The following is an 18,734-nucleotide window of genomic DNA, read 5'->3' as shown; positions in this document are numbered from 1 at the left end:
CGAACTGAGGCAACGCGAGACCTACCTGCATTTGCTTTCCGAGGATGCTTCCCCTCAAACACCCCAATCTTCGACGTTGCGATTGTCGTTGTCTGGGATGGGCGGGACCATTCCGAAAAGCTTGTAAGACAGCAGCCGCGCCTTGCGGGCGATTTCGGAATGGGCGCGCATGTAATTGACGGAATTGTAGTCAAAAATCGACTGCGCCGGGATGACCCCCAGCGATTTCGGCATGTTGTTGACTGAAAATGTCGTCATAGTGCTTTCGCGCCAATCCAGCGTTTCGGTGATCGTGATCTCTGCCAGATCATGCCAGGGATGCGCGACCTCATCCCAGAGAACCATGTTGTTGAACACTTCGGGATCTTCGCCGTCCGAGGCCGGATGGGTCTGGATCTGCAGTTTATAATGGGCGCCTCGGCGGGCCACGCGATCTTCGTATTCGTGTTTGAGGTAATTTCGCCCCCGTGTCTCATGGGGCAGGATGCGCTGATTGCACTGGTCCCATTCGCTGGGATCGGGATCAATGCCGGTTTCCGGCGCGCCATCTGCGGGGATGACACGGTATTTCGCGTAACGTCTAAGCCCGTCGCTCCCATTGTAAAGAAACGGGGTTTTGCAATTGTAGCGCAGGTTCTCAAACGAACTGGCATGGCGGCGCCCAGCCTCCATGCTTCCTTTTAACCCGTCGGGATATCGGCGGTTAAAGTCGCGATACTCCACCCCGTATTTCTGTCTGCGCAGCTTGGCGAATTTCAGAAAACTGACGGCCGACCAAAACAGGCTGGTCTGACCGGTATTCATCTCGATATCGAAAGGGCTTTTGAACCGGTCATGTGAGAATTTGATCGACATCGACCGGATGCAATTCATCGCATCATCCAGGAATGTGGCGGAGGCGTGCCGGATGCGGACGGGAAACTCTCGGCCCGGCGCAAAGAAGTCATGCGCAGGGAAACTTGGGTTGTCTACTATGCGCAACGTGCCAGTACCGGCGATGCCGTTATCGTGGCTCATGCGTTTGCGGCCCGGCAGGCACAGAAACATGGCCAGCAGAAGGGCGAACACCTTACAATAGATCCAAAGCACCGCCTTATCGAAGATGCGCCGGGTCCAGAACGCGATCATATGGCCGAGCGAATGGTGGGCTTTGGCGCTCATATGTTGGTCCTCGATTCAATGGAGTCTACGTCGACCCCAAGGGCTGCGAACGCCTCGCGCCTTTCTTCCAGCAGACGGGCAAAATGCGGGTTCACGTCATTCTCTTCGTTCACGGTGATGAAGCCGTATTCGGTGCGCGACAGCAGGTTTGTGAACCACAGCATTTGTGTGGACCGCACCAGGTCGGGCGCGATGTCGTAATCGTCTTCCGGGGCCATGATGCCACGGGGCTTCTCGCCGTAGCGTAGACCACCGCAGGAATAGAGCACCTCACCCAGATCGTCATATTGATGTTCGTTGATCCAGGTGTGCAGATAGGTCGCCACCATGATCGCGTATTTGCAGGCGTCTTTGAGGTTTTGCCAATCCTCCGGCCCAGCCTGATCGAAGCTTTGCGCGGATGTAATGCGTGAGATTGCACGGGTTTGCCCATCGACGACTGGGCGGTCCAACGTGGGATCAAAGCAATACTGGCCGCAATAATAGTCAAAGCGGCGCTCTGCCAGATCGTGCCACTTGTCCCCTTCAGGCGGCGCATCGCCCGGCGCGGTGAACGCCACGGGCACGGCGTTGTTCACCAAATCCTCTGAGAAACGGTAGATTTCATACCAATGCTCTTTGATCTCCGCTTCGCGCAGCGCAAAGAACTCGTCGACATAGGTGCAGACCACATCCCAGAACATCCCTTCGGCCTTGGCGCAGCTATGGGCGGGGCTGATGGGTTCCATCGGTCGCCAACCCTTCCAATCCTGCACGCCCATGATGTCTCGGGTACGTTGCTTGAGCCCATTTTCACTCAGCGCGCTGGCCGATTGGATATAGCCGCCGATTAATGTCTTGTCGGCGGTGTGGTTGATCAGTGAGACCTCTTTCAGGTGCGGCATCAGCAAAGCCGCCACCGGGTTCAACGTGAGGTTGCGATAGCAGGGCACGGCGAATTGTTCGGCGTTCAGATGTGTACCGGCAAAGTGTTCTTCGACCTCGGTGTTGAAAGCCCCACTCACCCGCGCGACGCGTTTGGCATAGGTCCAATTCGGTTCGTCCTTCGGGGTGTATTTGCGGGTCTGCCACGGATCGGTGTCATAGGCGGACAGCTTGCCGGTAAGGTGGATTTCCACCGGCTCCGGAAGCCCGTTTTTCTTAAGCTTGAAGCAGATATCGACATCGGGCAGGGCGTAGATTTCGTTATGCTCGTACCAACATTTGCCGAAATAGCGGACCCAGTACCGGCCCTTACGGGTTTTGTCGGGCTGGAAATAGCCACGGTTCATCCCGTTCATCATCCGCTCACCGAACCAATCATCTCCGCGCGTATAGCCGGGCAGATACTTCTCAATGCAGGTGGTCAGGTTGACGGGGTAGTCCTTCTGGATCTGGGGAATGGTCAGCGTGCCGGGATCCATCTCGATCTGGTCGAGATGCTTGATTTTGGTCAGCTCGATCGGAATGACCTGCGAGATAAGCGCATCGACACGCCCCTCGCTATAATGCTCGGGCGCGTTGGTGGTGGTGTCGACGTGGGCGCGCGGGGTGTAGCCGTTTTCGCGGTAGCGCCAGAAATCCAGCCGAAGCGTGCGCAGGTTGTAATCCATGCCAATCAGATCTGATGGCTTGATCGGGATGCGCTTCCACAGATCGAAGTGGAACTGCGGGTCGTCCTGCTTGAAATAGACCCGCGTGGTGGTGTGCACTTCGAAATAGGTTTTGCGCATTGAAAACGCCCGGGCCTGACGCAGGTCGAAGGGGAGGCGGAACTGGCCGTCTTTATCGGTGCGGGTTTGACCCAGCTTGCGCCAGCTTCCCAACCAAGTCCGGCCCCAAAATTCCAGATGTAGATGATGGATGGGGGCGCCTTGGCCCCGGTCACCGCCAAAGATGGTGCGACCGACCAGATGACTGTCCACACGATCACACCAGATCTTGTCGCGGCGCGGGAACAGATCGGCCAGCACCTGTTTGATCCGGCGCTTGACCGCGATCCATTGTTCAAACGCCCATTCCAGCGCAATAGTGATCGGGTTTGTGATGATCTTGGAGCGACCGACTTCGAGGTGGTTGATCGATCGCATACGGGGCGTGAAAAAGCTGCCCCGGTCTTTGTATTCGATGCGGGTTTCCCGTTTTGCCTTCTCGACAATTTCCCGGATCGTAGCGTCGTCCACCGAAGTGGCGCCCGGCGTCAGTTCCGCCTCGGCCAGCGTGTTTTCGACATTCATCCCTCTCTCCCCACTGGCATTCGATCCCTGAGGTGATCCGCAAAATACATCGGCATTTTGCCTTTCCCCTTCGCGGCCAGTTCCCCTCGAAATGTGAACGCAAATCTGTCGCGTACCAAATCGTATGTTGTTTGCGAGACATTGATGCGACCCACTTCTCCGGCGGTTTCGATGCGCGCAGCCGTATTTACGGTATCTCCCCAGAGATCGTATTGAAACTTCTTTAACCCGACAATGCCGGCGACGACCGGGCCAGTATGCACCCCGATGCGCAATCCCATACCATAGCCTTCGCCCGCTGCATTGCGCGCGACCATGACATCGCGGATTTCCAGCGCGGCGTTCAGCACATTTTCGGCATGGGTCGAATTGGGCACCGGCAATCCACCGACGGCCATGAACGCATCGCCAATGGTTTTGATCTTTTCGATCCGGTGTTTCTCGCAGATCAGATCAAAGGTCTTGAAACAGGCATCGATCTCGCGGACCAGATCATCGGGGGACAGTTCTGAGGACAGCTTTGTAAAGCCTTCGAAGTCCGTGAACAGCACCGTGACACGTTCGTAGTATCGCGCGTCCGCATGGCCTTTGGATTTCAACTCCTTCGCGGTTTCGGCAGGTAGAATATTAAGCAGCAGATCATCGGTTTTCTGCTTTTCCTGGGCCAATTGTGCGGTGCGTTCGCTGACCTTTTGTTCCAATTGCGCATAGAGCCGCGCGTTGTCGATTGAGACTGCGATCTGTCCCGACAGCAGCGTCAACAGATCGACCCGGTCGCGGGTGAACGCCCCGGTGGTGAGGTTGTTTTCCAGATAGAGCACACCCACGCGCTTGCCCTGATTGACGATTGGAATGCACAGGATCGATTTGGGTTGATGCTGGGACAGGTAACGCTGCCCGCGCAGGCGTGCATCGCTGGTGGCATCTGCGATCACCACCGGCTCGCCCGTCCGGTGCACATATTGCGCGATGGGCACTGACAGATCGGTGTGCTCCTCCAGAAGCGTCCCTTGCATCACATCCAGTACGGCGCCGCCATCATCGCCACGGGCCTGCACGCGCAGCGCATCCTCTCCATCCTGCGCGAGCAACAGGAAACCGCGCTGTGCACCGGCGTTTTCCAGAACCAGCCGCATCAAAACCGTCAGCAAGGCGGTTGGCTTGACCTCGGAGGAGATCGTGGTGGAGGCTTTGAGCACGGTCGTGATGTCAAGCGCTGAGCCATCAATCAGGGCGGTAGAGGCCCGCTCTTCCGCACCCGTAGCGGTATCACCGCCAGATCCTGACAGATATTTCGGAAATGCATCGGCCAAGTCGCGCAGTTTGGCGCCAGCGCCCCATTCGCGATAGGTGGTATAGGCAGCCTTCAGGTGAAACTCCGCCAGCACGGCGCGGCCGGTATCGGCATAAAATCGGCCTGCCAATTCATACGCCAAGGCCTGTTCGTGCAAATAATCGTTCTCCGACGCCCCGGCGATGGCGCGATCATAGGCCAGGCGCGCCACATTGCCGTTGCCCCGAATGCGGGCCAGTTCCGCGATGCACAAATCGTATTTGTGGCGATAGTTTTCGGGTGCAAAACGGGACCAGCGTTTGAGCTTGGCGATGTCGCGCCGCGCCCGCGCCAGATGTGTGATCCTTGCCCGACCTGACTTGGTTTCGGCCAGGCCGATCAGGCAAAGCGCTTCGTAAAAATGATGGTTGGGGACTTCGAACTTTGCCAAGACCGCATCGAGCAGCTTCCGCGAGGCCGCGGCGTGTTCAGCCGCATCGGAAAAGCGCCGAAAATAGGTATTCAACATCAACTTGTTGAAATGGATAAAGAACGTTCCGGTCTTGTCGCTGCGCTCCAGATTCTGGGCCAGCATCCGGTCTTCGTCATAAGCATCACCGACCAGCCGCACGGGATCCTTGGATTGCCCGATGAAGTTCTGCATCGCCTGGAGGAAGACCTGATTGTAGTTGTAGTTGGTCTCCTGTTTGAACTGCAGGTAGAGCTGGCTGTAGGCTTTGGTTTCATCGGCAATGCGGGTCAGAGGGCGCCCGCAGAGATACGCTTGAATGCAGTAGATATTGGTGTTCACACAGGCAAATTCGATCAGCCCGGTTTCCATCCCGATCTGGAAGGATTGTTGCAGCGGTCGCAAGGTCTCACGCACATGCCGGTTCCAGTGGAAGATCAGCGCGTAAGGCGTCACGTAAATCTGCGCCTTCCATTCCTTGGCATTGAGCTTGTCCAACAGGTCGAGCGCCAATTGCCCATAGCGATCGCCAGTGCGCATCGCCCCCAACACACCGCACATCAGCACGCCGTAAGCGCCATAGGCAAAGCAAGAGACCGGGTGATTGCCATGCGCCAGCGACAGGCGGACCATGCGAAACACCAGCAGCGGGACCAGATTTGGCCGCCCCCAATAGACCGATGACATGATGTCCGCGATGATCCGCATCGCAGCACTTTTGCGCGGATCGATCATCAGCGGTAGCGCCATCAAATCGTCATTGGACCGCCCGCGCAGGGCGAGATGCGTCGCGATCAGGTCGCGGCCCACATGTGCGAAATTGGGGTGTTTGGGGAAGGTTTCGCCAAGGCTTTCCAGCAGTTCCAGCCCGGTTTCGATCGCATCGTAGAACTTGTTTTGCGCTTTATAGGCGAGAATTCGGATCTCATAGGGTTTGACCTGCTCCAGAATATCGCGCGAGCGGGTCAGGATTTCGCGGAACCATCCATCCATCTGGTCAAAATCGCCGCTGAGATAGGCCGCTTCGGTCGCTTCGGTGTAAAGCGCGAGGGTAAGGGTGTAGTTCTCGCTCCATGGTTCATCGCCCGGTCCCATCAACGCGATCCCGGTTGACAGATAGTCAAGCGCCGTGGGGAAGGCGGCGTTCAGCTTGGCACGGCGGCCCGCATCCAGGTTCAGTTGCGCCAAGGCGACTTGCGCGTCCCGATCCGTGATCAGCCCCCGCGCCAGGTTAAGCTGGTTTGCGATATCGAAAATCCGCGCGGGGTCTGGATCCTCTGTTTCATGGGCCTGAAGGCGCGTGCCGATCCGCAGATGGGTTTGCTGTTTCTCGTCGGCATCGATCAGCGAATAGACGGCCTGCTGGATGCGGTCATGGCTGAATTTATACGCCTCACCCCCAAGCGGCAGGATGAGCCCGTTGGCGAACGCCGGTTTCAGCTGGCCAGACAATGCGTCGGTGCTTTCGTTGCTGATCCAACTGAGCGTTTGCAAATCAAAGCGGTTGCCGATGCAGGCGGCCAGCTTCAAGCGGTGTTGAACATCCTGATCCAGCTTGCGCACCTTAGCTGCGATCAGGTCCACCACATTATCCGCGACGGATTTTTGCGCGATGCGGTCTGCATCCCATTGCCAGCGCGCCGTTTCGAAATCAAATTGCAGCAGATTTTCATCTGCGAAAGACTTCATGAATTCTCTGGCGAAAAAGGTATTGCCCTGGGTCTTGTCAAAGACCAACCGGGCCAGCGGCGCCACGTCGCGCGTTTCAGCGTTTAGCGAGTCGGACAGAATCTGAGCGATGGTGTCTTGCGACAGGGCGCCGACCTGGATGCAGTCCGGGATCAAGCCGGTCTCGGTGATCTCGTCGATCATGCGGATGAACGGGTGGGTCGGGTCGACTTCGTTGTCGCGAAAGGCACAGATCAGCATCAGATGCCCGCTTTCAGGGTCAGTCATCAACGCATGCAACAGGGCCAGCGACGCACTATCCGCCCATTGCAGATCATCAATGAAGATCACAGCCGGATGATCCACACTGCACAACGCGCGCACGAATTTACGGAACATGTACAAACAGCGGTTCTGTGCTTCGGCGCCGCCCACATCGGGAATCTGGGGCTGCGGCCCAATCAGGTGTTCCAGATTGGGCAGCAGATTGGTCAACACGCGGCCCTCATCGCCCAAAGCCGCCTGCAGTTTCTGGCGTAAGGGGGCGAGCTTGGCCTCATCCTCCGTCAGGAGCGTGTCCAAAAGCTGCGTGAAGGCCTCAAGCACGGCGAAATAGGGTGTGGCGCGCTGCAATTGGTCGAACTTGCCTGAGCAGAAATAGCCCGCGCGGGCGGTGATGGGTTTGTGCACCTCATGCACAAGGGCGGTCTTGCCGGTGCCGGAATAGCCACCCACCAGCATCAGGCTGCGGGCGCCTTTGGCGCAGGTGTCGAACGCGGCGACAATCCGGTCTATCTCCGCCTCGCGCCCGTAGAGCTTTTGCGGAAGGCGGAAGGTGCTGGAATAGTCCTCGGTGCCCAAATCAAAGGCGGGCGCCGCGGATCCGTGCTGCTCAAACGCAGCCAGACAGCGCACCAGATCAGCGTGCAACCCATGCGCCGATTGATAGCGCGCATCGGCGTTCTTTGTCAGCAGCTTGGCGACGATATCGGAGAGAGGCTGCGGCACCTGCCGGTTGTGATCGGTGAGAGGGCGGGGGATTTGGGCAAGATGCGCATGGACCAGTTCCAGCGCGTCCAGCCCGGCAAAGGGCGGCGCTCCGGTCAGCATTTCGTACAACGTCACCCCCAGCGAATACAGATCGCTGCGATGATCGACCGTGCGGTTCATGCGGCCAGTTTGTTCGGGCGAGACATAGGCCAGCGTGCCCTCAATCCGGTCGGGATTGCCGATATAGGGTTGCTTCAGGTTCAGATTGGTGGCGTTGCCAAAATCGATCAGCGACACGCGTCGGTCCTGCAAATCCACGATCAGATTTTGTGGGGTGACATCTTTGTGGATGATGTTGCGCGCATGGACCTTCGCCAACGCGTCGGCGGCGGCAATGGCGATGTGCAGGGCATCGACGATATCGTTCCGCTTGTCCTTGAAGGCTTTGTCCAAGGGTTCTCCAGGCACCCACTCAAAAATCATCGCATGGCGATTATGTTCCCGGGTTTTGTCCAGGACATGGCGCACGCCCTCGGGGGACAGCTCGGTCAGGATGTCGTATTCGTTATAGAATTGCGCGATATCGTCCGGGGTGGGAAACTCATAGTTGAGCACCTTGACCGCTTGGACCGCATCCGCGTTGCCGCTGCGACGAAACACCTTGGATTTCGGGCTTTCATGGATCAGGCGGTCGGTCATCTGCTGCGCTCTGGTCCTGGCCGACAGCCGCACCGCCCGACGCATCTCAGCCCCCTCTGAGGTCGTTTGTCCGAAAAGCTCGGTCGCACTGTTCGGCGCGGCACATAGATCATGTGCTGGTCGTCCTCCAAAGATCCGGTGATTTGCACAAAGCTTGACATGATTGTCGGCCCCTCGCGAGTACAAACACGCAACCTGCCCCTAGAGATACCCCTATTTTGTGGGGGTGTGGCTTTGTCAGCAATCCTGCAACATTGGCGCATCGGCCGAGCCACTGGTCTTCCGGTGCGCGCTGTCATCTACTGATCCTGATCTGATCGCTTTAATCCTATTGCCGCCTTCCTCGTCGCGCGAAACCGTCCCGTGCATGGCGTTTCGGAATAATCTCTTGGCGCTGCTTTGATTGGAACATATAGTGAACAAATGGCCCGTAAGACTCTGTCCGAAAAGCTTGCGATCCTCGCTGATGCGGCGAAATACGATGCCTCCTGTGCGTCTTCAGGGGGCGAGCGGCGCAATTCGCGTGATGGGACGGGGTTGGGATCGTCAGGTGGGGCAGGGATCTGCCATTCCTATGCGCCGGATGGACGTTGCATCAGTCTTCTGAAGATCCTGATGACCAACTTTTGCATCTATGATTGCGCCTATTGCGTGAACCGGGTCTCAAGTCAGATCGAACGGGCACGGTTTACGGTGGAAGAGGTGGTGCACCTGACCGTCGAGTTTTATCGCCGTAACTACATCGAGGGTCTGTTTCTGTCGTCGGGCATTATCCGATCACCTGACGATACGATGGCTGACATGGTGCGGATCGTGCGGACGCTGCGGCAGAAAGAGAATTTCCGCGGCTACGTGCATCTTAAGACCATTCCCGACGCGTCGCCTGAATTGCTGGATGAGGCGGGCAGATGGGCCGACCGCCTGTCGATCAATGTGGAGCTTCCGACGCAAGACAGCCTCGATACCTTTGCACCCGAAAAGAATCTGGCCGAGATCCGCAAGGCGATGGCCGATATGCGGGTTCGGCGCGAAGCCTCGCGCGAAAAGACATTTCGCGGGCGGGCCAGGACGAAATTCGCGCCTGCAGGTCAATCCACCCAGATGATCATCGGGGCGGATGGCGCAAATGATGCCACTATTTTGCGGCAGAGCACGAACCTCTATGCGAATTACGCGCTGAGCCGCGTCTATTACTCGGCGTTTTCGCCGATCCCCGATGCCTCCGAGATCCTGCCGCTGAAATCTCCGCCTTTATTGCGGGAGCATCGCTTGTATCAGGCCGATTGGCTGCTGCGGTTCTATGGCTTCAAAGCGGAAGAGCTGGGGCAGGGTGGGATGCTGGATTTGGATCTTGATCCGAAGCTCGCCTGGGCCCTGCAGCATCGCGGTCTGTTCCCGGTGGATGTGAACCGGGCGTCGCGCGAGATGCTGCTGCGGGTGCCGGGTTTGGGCGCGATATCGGTTCAGCGGATCCTGTCCGCGCGGCGCCACCGGGCGCTGCGCTATGAGGATGTCAAGGCTGTGGGTGCCAACATGAAAAACGCGAAGGCGTTTATCCTGGCCGAAGGCTGGTCTCCGCGTGGCATGACCGATGCCGCAGCGTTGCGGCAGCGCTTTGCGCCGCCCGCCGAACAATTGCGCCTGTTGTGAGCTATGCGGTGGATCTGCCCCGGATCGGAACGGTGACCGCATGGCGCCGCGCCGCGCGGCAGGCCTTGGCCGCTCAGATCCCGCCGGAGGCGTTGCGCTTCGATGCGACGCCGGGCCTGTTTGCCACCACCGCGCTGCCTGTGGACAAAGCGCCTGCGCTGCGCCTTTCAAAACCCGCCATCCAGACCATCGAGGCGGCTTTGTGCCATTCCGACCCGGAACGCTTTGATCGCGCCTACGTGGTTCTCTGGCGTTTGTCGCAGGGACAGCTGCGTTTCAGTGACCGATCGGACCGAGCCATGTCCAAGCTGTTGCACCAGGCCAAGGAGGTGCGCCGTGATATCCACAAGATGCATGCCTTTGTTCGTTTCCGCGAAGGCCCGCCCAAGGGCGGCCGTCGCGCCTTTGCGGCTTGGTTTGAGCCGACCCACCGCATCGTCGAAGCGGCAACGCCGTTCTTTGCGCGTCGCTTCGGTGACATGGATTGGATCATTAAGACGCCGGATCTGACCGCGATTTTTCGTGGAGGTCATCTGAGTTTTGAAGAAACGCGCGATACGTCACCGCCGTCGGACGACATGACCGAAGAACTGTGGTGCACCTATTACGCCTCGATCTTCAATCCAGCGCGGGTGATGGTGAAGGCGATGCAATCCGAGATGCCGCAAAAGTACTGGAAGAACCTGCCCGAAGCGAAACAGATCCCCGATCTGATCCAATCCGCCCCTGCCAGCGTGCAGCGAATGGCCGAACGCGCGCCATCGATGCCACCGGCCCACGCCGCAGCGATTGCGCGGCGGCGTCATGGCGACGGGCCTGCACCCGCTTTGGCGACTATGGACCGGGCGATTGAGGAGGCGCGCCGCTGCGACCGCTGCGCCATTGGGCAGTGCGCAACGCAAATTGTCTGGGGAGAAGGGCCGCGCGATGCCGATCTGATGGTGGTCGGTGAACAACCAGGTGATCAAGAGGATCTGATCGGTCGGCCCTTTGTCGGGCCGGCGGGCAAGGTGTTCGATCGCGCGGCGCTGCAGGCGGGTCTGAGCCGCGACGAGATCTACATCACCGATGCCGTCAAGCATTTCAAATTTGCGCCCCGCGGCAAACGCCGTCTTCATCAGCGCCCGAATGCGGGTGAGATACAGGCGTGCAAATGGTGGTTGGATTTCGAGATTCGGCAGGTTCAGCCGAGACTGATCGTGGCATTGGGGGCCACAGCCGCCGAGGCATTGACGGGGAATGGTCGAGAGATGCTGCGGCGCCGCGGGACAGTCGAACGCGGGTTGCTGGGCGTTCCTGTGTTTCTCACGATCCACCCGTCATTCGCCTTGCGCTTGAGCGATCCGGCACAACGGGCAGATCAAGAAAGCGCGTTTGCGGCGGATCTCGAATTGGCGCGCGTGGGCTTGGCGGCATTGCCGACCAATAGCCAGACCGCCTAAATCTACTTCGCCATAAAGGCCGAGAGGTCATCGAGGACAAGATCGCGATGTGCCCTCTGTGGCCAAGCCAATGGCTGTGTCAGGGCGGTCAGAAAATCTTCCGACCATTTCGCGATGTCGCTGCTTTCGATAATATCGATCAACTCCTGATGCCGGGCTTTGCGATCGGCCAGCGGCATGGTCAACGCGATCCGTAACGCTTCTGCGATATCGGACGGGTCATATGGGTTTACCTGCAGGGCTGCTTGCATCGCCTCCGCCGCGCCGGTCATCGATGACAGGACAAGAACGCCCGGATCATCGGGGTCTTGAGAGGCAACAAATTCTTTAGCGACAAGGTTCATGCCGTCGATCAAAGGGGTCACCAGCGCCACATCGGCTTGCCGATAAAGACCCGCCAGAACCTCCCGATCAAAGCCGCGGCATAGATACCGGATCGGCGTCCAGTTCAACTCGCCATGGGTGCCGTTGGTGGCGCCCGCCACGTTTTCCAACTGGCTCCGAATATCCTGGTAGGCCACAACTTCCGCGCGGCTCGGAGGTGCGATTTGCAACAATGTTGCCTTTGGATCTTGCTCGCCGCGTTGGTCAAGATAGGTGCGGAACCCTTCGAATTTGTGCACCAACCCTTTCGAGTAGTCGAGCCGATCCACCCCGATGATCAGTTTTTCCTGATGTTCCAGCCGGACCGGGGTGCGGTCCTGGTGTTTAAGGGCGGTGTCGCGCATATCGTCGACATCGATCCCGATGGGAAAGGATCGGACATCCACCTCACGTCCCGCGACCGAAACCTTGGCGTTCGACAGGATCTCGGCATCGGCAAATGAGCGCAGGGCCGAGAGGCATTCCCGCACATCGCGCTGCGCTTGCAGCCCGACCACGTCGTATTGACCTAGCCATTGCGCGAATTCCTGAACCTCTGACAATGCGCTCAGATCAGTCGCGCCCGGGAACGGAATATGGAGAAAAAAGCCGATACGATTTCTACAACGGAGTTTCCGAAGCTCCTGGGCGAGTGGCAGAAAGTGGTAATCATGTACCCAGATGACATCATCGGGTTCCAGGATATCCAGCAATTGACGCGCTACTCGTGCATTCACAGCCCGATAGCCCGGCGCGAAAGAGGCGTCGAATTCCATCAAATCCGTGCGACGGTGGCATAGCGGCCAAAGGATCGAGTTCGAATAACCTGAATAGAACGCCGCGTGATCTTCCGCAGTGTAATCGAACGTAAAGCGGCGATAAGCGCCACGCTTTAATTCACGAAGAGCTTTAGACGGCACATCTAGAGGGTCGGCTGCGGCGCCAACCCAAATCCCGCCACGTTTGGTCAGGAAATCGTGCAGCGCAAAGACCAGGCCGCCAGCGGGTGGACGATCATCTGCGATCCGGTTGGAAATAACGACTAGGCGGCTAGGACTGGTCAAAATCGACATCTCCCCTGTCGCTCCACCGTTGCAAATGCGCCTTCACATCGGAAGGGGCGGGCAGCCGATATCTGGCAATACTCTCTCCCTCGCCTACTTTCACGCCAAAGCCGCCCATAGATTGGGCAATTTCAAAAGCGGATTCGTCGGTGACATCGTCGCCGATATGGATCGGGCGCGCGGGGGACCACCCAAATCGCGCCATCGCATCAGCAAGCGCCGCGCGTTTCGTGGCGCCCTTCGGTTTTAATTCATAGGCGAATTTTGCCTGCTGGACGACAACATCGGATGCGGTACGGGCGGCGAGTTGGTCCAAGAAGTCGTGGACGATCGTTCTTTTCGGCGGATCTGCACGATAGTGGATCGCCGGGCCGAAGGGTTTGCGTTCCAAGCTGAGCGTCGGGTGATCCGCGCAGAAATCGGCGCAAGCCTCGGTGAGATTGGCGACATCGCTGGGCGGTTCGACCAAACGTTCAACTGTCTCGCCAATGGCAAGCTCTGCGCCATGGCTGCCATATATCGGGACGTCGATATTGTGAAGAAATCCGCGGATGTCATGCACGTTTCGGCCTGTGACAATCGCCAGGCGCGTTTTGAACGCGGTATGTGCCCCGGTCAGGATGGAGGGCAGATCCGGGTCGACCTCGACTGCATCCGGAGTGGCAGCGATGTCCACCAGCACGCCGTCAAAATCGAGAAATAATGCAATTTCCGAGCTGGTTACCTGCATGTCCATTGGGATGTGTTGCCTCTGCCGGTTGCGCGCCGTCGGTTTCAGACCATTGCGGGGCGAAAATGCATCAGCGTTGCATCGCCTCATCTAGTCTTGGCCGCGTTCCGCACCAACGTCGCCTACACAACATATAGTGTGCTACCTGCGTTTCGCTATAGGTCAAATTGCAAAGCTTTTGAGACAGTGTCGGCGAGTAGGCCCTAACTTCCGCAAGGTGCCCCGGCCAGAAGCCGAGGCGATCCGTGCTTTACGATGCCGCGATAGAGCGGAGCATCCATGCAGCTTGTTCGTGAAACGCCGAACGCTCTGTTGCCAGATCCTCAGTCACGGGGTCTTGCCGACCTTCGACCAAATTAATCAGGGCATGTAGCCGATAGGCCAATTGCGCATGATCCTGGGCAAGGTCCTCGACCATCCTCTGTGCGGAAGGTGTTGCATCGAGATCGACAATTTTCGACCGCTCCAAAATATCGTTCATCCGCATCGGAGCCAGTTGCCCCAATGCGCGGATACGCTCGGCCAACTCATCCGCGGCTTCGAACATATTCTCATATTGTTCTTCGGTCAGTTTGTGGATCGAGTAAAAAGCCGGACCCGTCACATTCCAATGATAGGCATGCGTTTTAAATATTAGGCGATAGGTATCGGCCAAAATATCGGCGAGACCATCAGCGATCCCTTCGACATCGCGAACGCCAGTAGTTACGTCTTCGCTTTGCGGTTTGATTTTCAGGGTCTCATTCATCGTTGAACTCCTTTTGACACTGGTTCAACCCGCGCGGCACGGCTTGGTTCCAGAAAACTGGACCGGAACAAATCAAACCTCTCGCGCGTTATGGCCAAAATTCAGAAGGAGCCGGGCGTGCAAGAAGAACAAGCCATTCGCGAGGCGACACGCCTCAATTCCAAAATGGTCTACGAAATTATACGCCGTGACGGAGAAGAGGAATTGGAGCGCCCGCTGAACTCCCTGGTTTGGTCCGGCGTCGCGGCAGGTCTGTTGATTTCATTCTCGGTACTGGGTGAGGCAGTTTTGCGCGCCAACCTGCCGGAGACCGATTGGCGCTATATTGTCGAGAACCTGGGGTATAGTTTCGGCTTTCTGCTCGTCATTCTTGGTCGGATGCAATTGTTCACCGAGAACACGATCACAACGATTTTGCCCCTGGTCGCTAGGCGCTCGGTCGCGTGTCTTAATCGCGTGATCCGATTGTGGAGTGTCGTGCTTGTCGCCAACATCATTGGTGCGGCGGGAGCGGCCGCTTTCATGGCCTTTAGTGGCGCCTTTGGCCCCGATCTGCTGGCTGTGATCGGTGACTTGTCGCGCCACGCAACGGGATTTCCCGCGGGTGAAGCGTTTTTTCGCGCCATCCCCGCGGGTGTGCTGGTGGCCTCGATCGTTTGGATGATGCCGGGCCAAAATGGCAGCGAGGTGTTGCTGATCGTTCTGTTTACCTGGCTGATCGCGGCAGGTGATTTCACGCATATCATCGCCGGATCGGTCGAGATGTGGTTCCTCGCGCTGCAAGGCGAATTGGGCGCGGGCCCGGCGCTGTCTCAATTTTTCCTGCCGGTGTTGGCGGGGAATGTGGTCGGCGGCACGCTCGTCTTCGCGCTTCTTGCCTGGGGGCAGGTTAAGGCGGAGGTCGAGCCGGGGAGTTGACTGACGCACGAGCTGCAATGCGGCGGAATAGGCCACTGAAATTGAGAGCCTGGATGCGTGCACATCTGCCAATGCGCGCTTCTGGATCGCCTGACACCAGTTTCTTGAGGCGCCAAAACACTGGACAACAATTCATCGTCAGCCAACCGCGATTGCTGCACACGACGACACTAAGAAGGGGCCAGATCAGCCGAGATATCTCATACCGGAGCCTTACGACGCGCAGTAGTTTGGTAGTGAGAAATGGTGCTGCTGGAGAGAATTGAACTCTCGACCTCTCCCTTACCAAGGGAGTGCTCTACCTCTGAGCTACAGCAGCGCCGGGGTGAGCGCGATTTAGACGCTTGGGCGCGCCCTTGCAAGCGCAATCTGGACGGCAATTGCCCAGCGGGGTAAACGCTGTTTCATGGCGCGCAAATCATCTCAGACAGGGTCGGACGAGCGATCCTCCAATCCCCGTGAGGATCGCTTGAAAACGGCGTTGAAGGCCAATTTGGCCAAGCGCAAGGCCCAAGCGCGCGCCCGCGCCGCCGAAGCAGACGTGTCTGAGGCCAACCAAGATAAACCGGCGAAAGCGCCGTAGAAGGGCAGAGCAGATGGACAGGATCGTAGTCACGGGCAATGGCCCGTTGAGCGGGCAAATCCCGATTGCAGGCGCCAAGAACACCTGCCTCAAGCTAATGTGCGCCGCGCTTCTCAGCGATGAACCGCTGACATTGACCAATGTGCCGCGTCTGTCGGACGTGGCGACACTCAGCGATTTGCTGGAAAGCCTAGGGGTCGAGATTGGGCGGCTCAGTGGCGGGCAGACGCTGGCCTTGTCAGCCACCACTCTGACTTCGCACCTGGCGCATTATGACATCGTGCGGAAATTGCGGGCCTCGTTCAACGTTCTCGGCCCGCTGATCGGACGGACAGGCGAGGCAATCGTATCTCTGCCAGGCGGCTGTGCCATCGGCGCGCGCGCGGTCGACTTCCACATCGCTGGGCTCGAGAAGATGGGCGCGACCGTTGAACTCAAAGACGGCTATGTCCATGCCTCGGGTGATTTGAAAGGGACCGAGGTCGAATTTCCCTTCCCATCGGTCGGCGCCACTGAAAACATCATGTGTGCCGCGGTCCGCGCCAAGGGCACGACCGTGATCAAGAACGCGGCGCGGGAACCTGATACCAAGGCGCTGGCCGAGTGCCTGATCGATATGGGTGCTGATATCGAAGGCGCGGGGACGGACCAGATCGTCGTGCGCGGCGTCGATCGCTTGCGCGGCGCCACCCATCGGGTCATCACCGATCGGATCGAGCTTGGCACCTATATGGTCGCCCCGGGTATCGCGGGCGGTGAGGTTGAATGCATCGGCGGCGAACGCCACTTGGTCGAGGCGCTTTGCGTCAAGATGGAAGAGGCGGGGCTTGAGATCACGGAAACTGACGTAGGCCTTAAGGTGCGCCACCCCGGCGGGCGACTGCGCGCAACCGATGTGACGACCGCACCGTTTCCGGGCTTTGCCACGGATCATCAGGCGCAATTCATGGCCATGATGTGCCTTGCCGAGGGCACCAGCACGCTGGAAGAAACGATCTTCGAGAACCGCTTCATGCACGCCCCCGAACTGATCCGCATGGGCGCAAACATCGAAGTGCATGGCAACACGGCCCGTGTGACCGGCGTTGAGACGCTGCGCGGGGCGCCGGTGATGGCGACGGATTTGCGCGCTTCGGTCTCGTTGATCCTGGCGGGGCTCGCCGCGGAAGGTGAGACCGTGGTGAACCGTGTCTATCACCTGGATCGCGGCTATGAACAATTGGTTCGCAAACTACGCGGCGTCGGTGCCCAAGTGGAGCGGTTGAGCGATGGGTGAGGACGCACGGTTCGAGGATGCTGGCGGCGCGCCGGTTGCGCTGCGCGCATTGGAAGCCGCCGATGTGCCGGTAATCTCTGCATTGGTTCAGGATGCCATCTTTCCGATCACTGAGATGCGCTGGGATCGGTCCAAGCGTCGGTTCGCGCTGCTGTTGAACCGCTATCGCTGGGAACAGCACCAGGCGGGCCGCAGCCCGGAACGTGTGCAATCGGTGTTGGCGATCGAGGATGCGTTGAAGGTTGCTAGTCAGGGGATCGACCGGTCCGATGCCGATACCGTTTTGTCGCTCTTGGCGGTGGAATGGGCACCCGCCGATGATGGGATGGGCTGTCTGACATTTGTGCTGGCCGGGGACGGGGCCATTGCGGTGGATGTTGAGGCGTTGGAACTGACCCTGCGTGATGTCACGCAACCCTACGCGGCGGTGTCGGGCAAAGCACCTGAACACAGGCTATGATCCGAACTCTGACCGAGGAGGATGCGAAGACGTTTGCGGCGTTGCGGCTGGAAGGCATCGCGTTGTTCCCCGAAGCCTTTCTGTTGACCGAAGCGGAGGCCGCAAAGGCGCCGATTGACGCCGTCGAGCGGTTTTTGTCACGTGGCACGATGCAGGGCTGTTTCGATGGCGAGCGTCTTGTCGGCTTCATCGGAATGGACACACATTTCTGGAGCATGACTACGCATCGCGCCCATATCGGTCCGTTCTATGTGACGCCCAGCCATCAAGGCCGCGGTACGGCTTTTGCCTTGATGGACGCGGTCGAACAGCGCGCCGCCGATAACGGCGTCACACAATTGGAGCTTTGGGTGGCCAGCGGCAACACACGGGCGCGGGCGTTCTATACTGGACGTGGATTTCGCAAAACGGGCGACCTGCCCGCTGCGGTGTTGATGGATGGCACCCCTCAGAGCGATGTGTTCATGCTGCGTGATTTGACCGATCCATTGCCTCTCCCCGGCGGCGACGGATTGCGGCGCCTTGGCCCCTTGGATTGGCGGCTCTACCACGAAATACGGTCAGAGGCGCTGACCACGGCGCCGAAAAGCTTTGGCAGCACATTGCGCGAATGGAAGCAGAAGGCGCCTGACGACATTGCCGACGGGTTGCGGCGGGTGAATTTCTGGGCCGTGGTGCACGACGGGCGCGTTGTGTCCGCTGCGGGCTGGCATCGAATGCCGGGTGCCGTACAGGCCCATCGGGGTCACATCGTCGGCGCCTATACGCGGCCCGAGGCGCGCGGGCAGGGCCATTTTGCGGCTATCATGGCCAAGATCATAGACGAGGCGCGCGCGGCGGGGATGGCCCAACTGGAACTGGATGTGGGCAGCGAGAACGCACCGGCGCGCGCGGCTTATCAGAGATTGGGCTTTGAGGTGACAGGGACTATCCCCGGTGCGTTGAATCATGATGGCCATATTCATAACCAACTCTACATGGTGCGCCCGTTATGACGCTTGAGGCGCGCGATCCTGCGCGGTAT

13 protein-coding genes and 1 tRNA gene are annotated in these 18,734 nt (G+C 58.6%); 7 read left to right on the top strand and 7 right to left on the bottom strand.

All coding sequences use genetic code 11. From position 1 onward, the window contains the following. Positions 1-54: 54 nt before the first annotated feature. From V8J82_RS01735 to V8J82_RS01725, 3 genes are read right to left on the bottom strand one after another with little or no spacing between them, the layout of a single operon-like run. Entirely contained in the window at positions 55-1,161 is a 1,107-nt protein-coding gene (locus tag V8J82_RS01735) for a catalase family protein (RefSeq protein WP_339971502.1), read from the bottom strand. Beyond that, a complete protein-coding gene (locus V8J82_RS01730) occupies positions 1,158-3,377 on the bottom strand; it encodes a lipoxygenase family protein (RefSeq protein WP_339971499.1) in 2,220 nt (739 codons plus the stop codon). Before V8J82_RS01730 ends, V8J82_RS01735 begins: the two co-directional genes overlap by 4 nt. Next, on the bottom strand, positions 3,374-8,476 hold the full coding sequence (locus V8J82_RS01725) for an adenylate/guanylate cyclase domain-containing protein (protein ID WP_339971497.1): 5,103 nt from the start codon (positions 8,474-8,476) through the stop codon (positions 3,374-3,376). The genes V8J82_RS01730 and V8J82_RS01725 overlap by 4 nt, the downstream gene beginning before the upstream one ends. 423 nt (positions 8,477-8,899) lie before the next feature. Here V8J82_RS01725 and V8J82_RS01720 point away from each other — a divergent pair, with 423 nt between their 5' ends. Together V8J82_RS01720 and V8J82_RS01715 are read left to right on the top strand one after the other, a co-directional pair. After that, complete coding sequence (locus V8J82_RS01720) at positions 8,900-10,126, top strand: putative DNA modification/repair radical SAM protein (RefSeq protein WP_339971495.1); 1,227 nt, start codon at positions 8,900-8,902, stop codon at positions 10,124-10,126. Further along, entirely contained in the window at positions 10,123-11,568 is a 1,446-nt protein-coding gene (locus tag V8J82_RS01715; protein WP_339971493.1) for a UdgX family uracil-DNA binding protein, read from the top strand. The genes V8J82_RS01720 and V8J82_RS01715 overlap by 4 nt, the downstream gene beginning before the upstream one ends. A gap of 2 nt (positions 11,569-11,570) precedes the next feature. Here the strand turns inward: V8J82_RS01715 and V8J82_RS01710 are convergent, their stop codons facing one another. From V8J82_RS01710 to V8J82_RS01700, 3 genes are all read right to left on the bottom strand, one after another. Further along, entirely contained in the window at positions 11,571-12,995 is a 1,425-nt protein-coding gene (locus tag V8J82_RS01710; protein ID WP_339971491.1) for an alpha,alpha-trehalose-phosphate synthase (UDP-forming), read from the bottom strand. Beyond that, complete coding sequence (otsB, locus tag V8J82_RS01705; protein ID WP_339971489.1) at positions 12,982-13,731, bottom strand: trehalose-phosphatase; 750 nt, start codon at positions 13,729-13,731, stop codon at positions 12,982-12,984. Before otsB ends, V8J82_RS01710 begins: the two co-directional genes overlap by 14 nt. A gap of 244 nt (positions 13,732-13,975) precedes the next feature. Continuing rightward, entirely contained in the window at positions 13,976-14,473 is a 498-nt protein-coding gene (locus V8J82_RS01700) for a Dps family protein (RefSeq protein ID WP_339971487.1), read from the bottom strand. A 117-nt stretch (positions 14,474-14,590) separates the two neighbouring features. Between V8J82_RS01700 and V8J82_RS01695 the strand changes: the two genes are divergently transcribed. Next, on the top strand, positions 14,591-15,391 hold the full coding sequence (locus tag V8J82_RS01695; RefSeq protein ID WP_339971485.1) for a formate/nitrite transporter family protein: 801 nt from the start codon (positions 14,591-14,593) through the stop codon (positions 15,389-15,391). Positions 15,392-15,635: 244 nt separating this feature from the next. Here the strand turns inward: V8J82_RS01695 and V8J82_RS01690 are convergent. After that, positions 15,636-15,710, bottom strand: a tRNA-Thr gene (locus V8J82_RS01690). 87 nt (positions 15,711-15,797) lie between these two features. On the opposite strand from V8J82_RS01690, the gene V8J82_RS01685 reads away from it, so the two are divergent. The 4 genes from V8J82_RS01685 to V8J82_RS01670 are packed head-to-tail and all read left to right on the top strand — an operon-like array spanning position 15,798 to position 18,705. Continuing rightward, positions 15,798-15,974, top strand: a complete 177-nt coding sequence (locus V8J82_RS01685; RefSeq protein WP_339971483.1) for a hypothetical protein — start codon at positions 15,798-15,800, stop codon at positions 15,972-15,974. Between the two features lie 13 nt (positions 15,975-15,987). Next, complete coding sequence (murA, locus tag V8J82_RS01680) at positions 15,988-17,250, top strand: UDP-N-acetylglucosamine 1-carboxyvinyltransferase (RefSeq protein ID WP_339971481.1); 1,263 nt, start codon at positions 15,988-15,990, stop codon at positions 17,248-17,250. Next, complete coding sequence (locus V8J82_RS01675; protein ID WP_339971479.1) at positions 17,243-17,710, top strand: DUF2948 family protein; 468 nt, start codon at positions 17,243-17,245, stop codon at positions 17,708-17,710. The genes murA and V8J82_RS01675 overlap by 8 nt, the downstream gene beginning before the upstream one ends. Then, entirely contained in the window at positions 17,707-18,705 is a 999-nt protein-coding gene (locus V8J82_RS01670; protein ID WP_339971477.1) for a GNAT family N-acetyltransferase, read from the top strand. The genes V8J82_RS01675 and V8J82_RS01670 overlap by 4 nt, the downstream gene beginning before the upstream one ends. Positions 18,706-18,734 lie beyond the last annotated feature (29 nt).

The organism is Gymnodinialimonas mytili (assembly GCF_037544085.1).
GTDB classification, from domain to species: Bacteria; Pseudomonadota; Alphaproteobacteria; order Rhodobacterales; family Rhodobacteraceae; genus Gymnodinialimonas; species Gymnodinialimonas mytili.
This window is presented reverse-complemented; position numbering and strand designations above follow the sequence as displayed.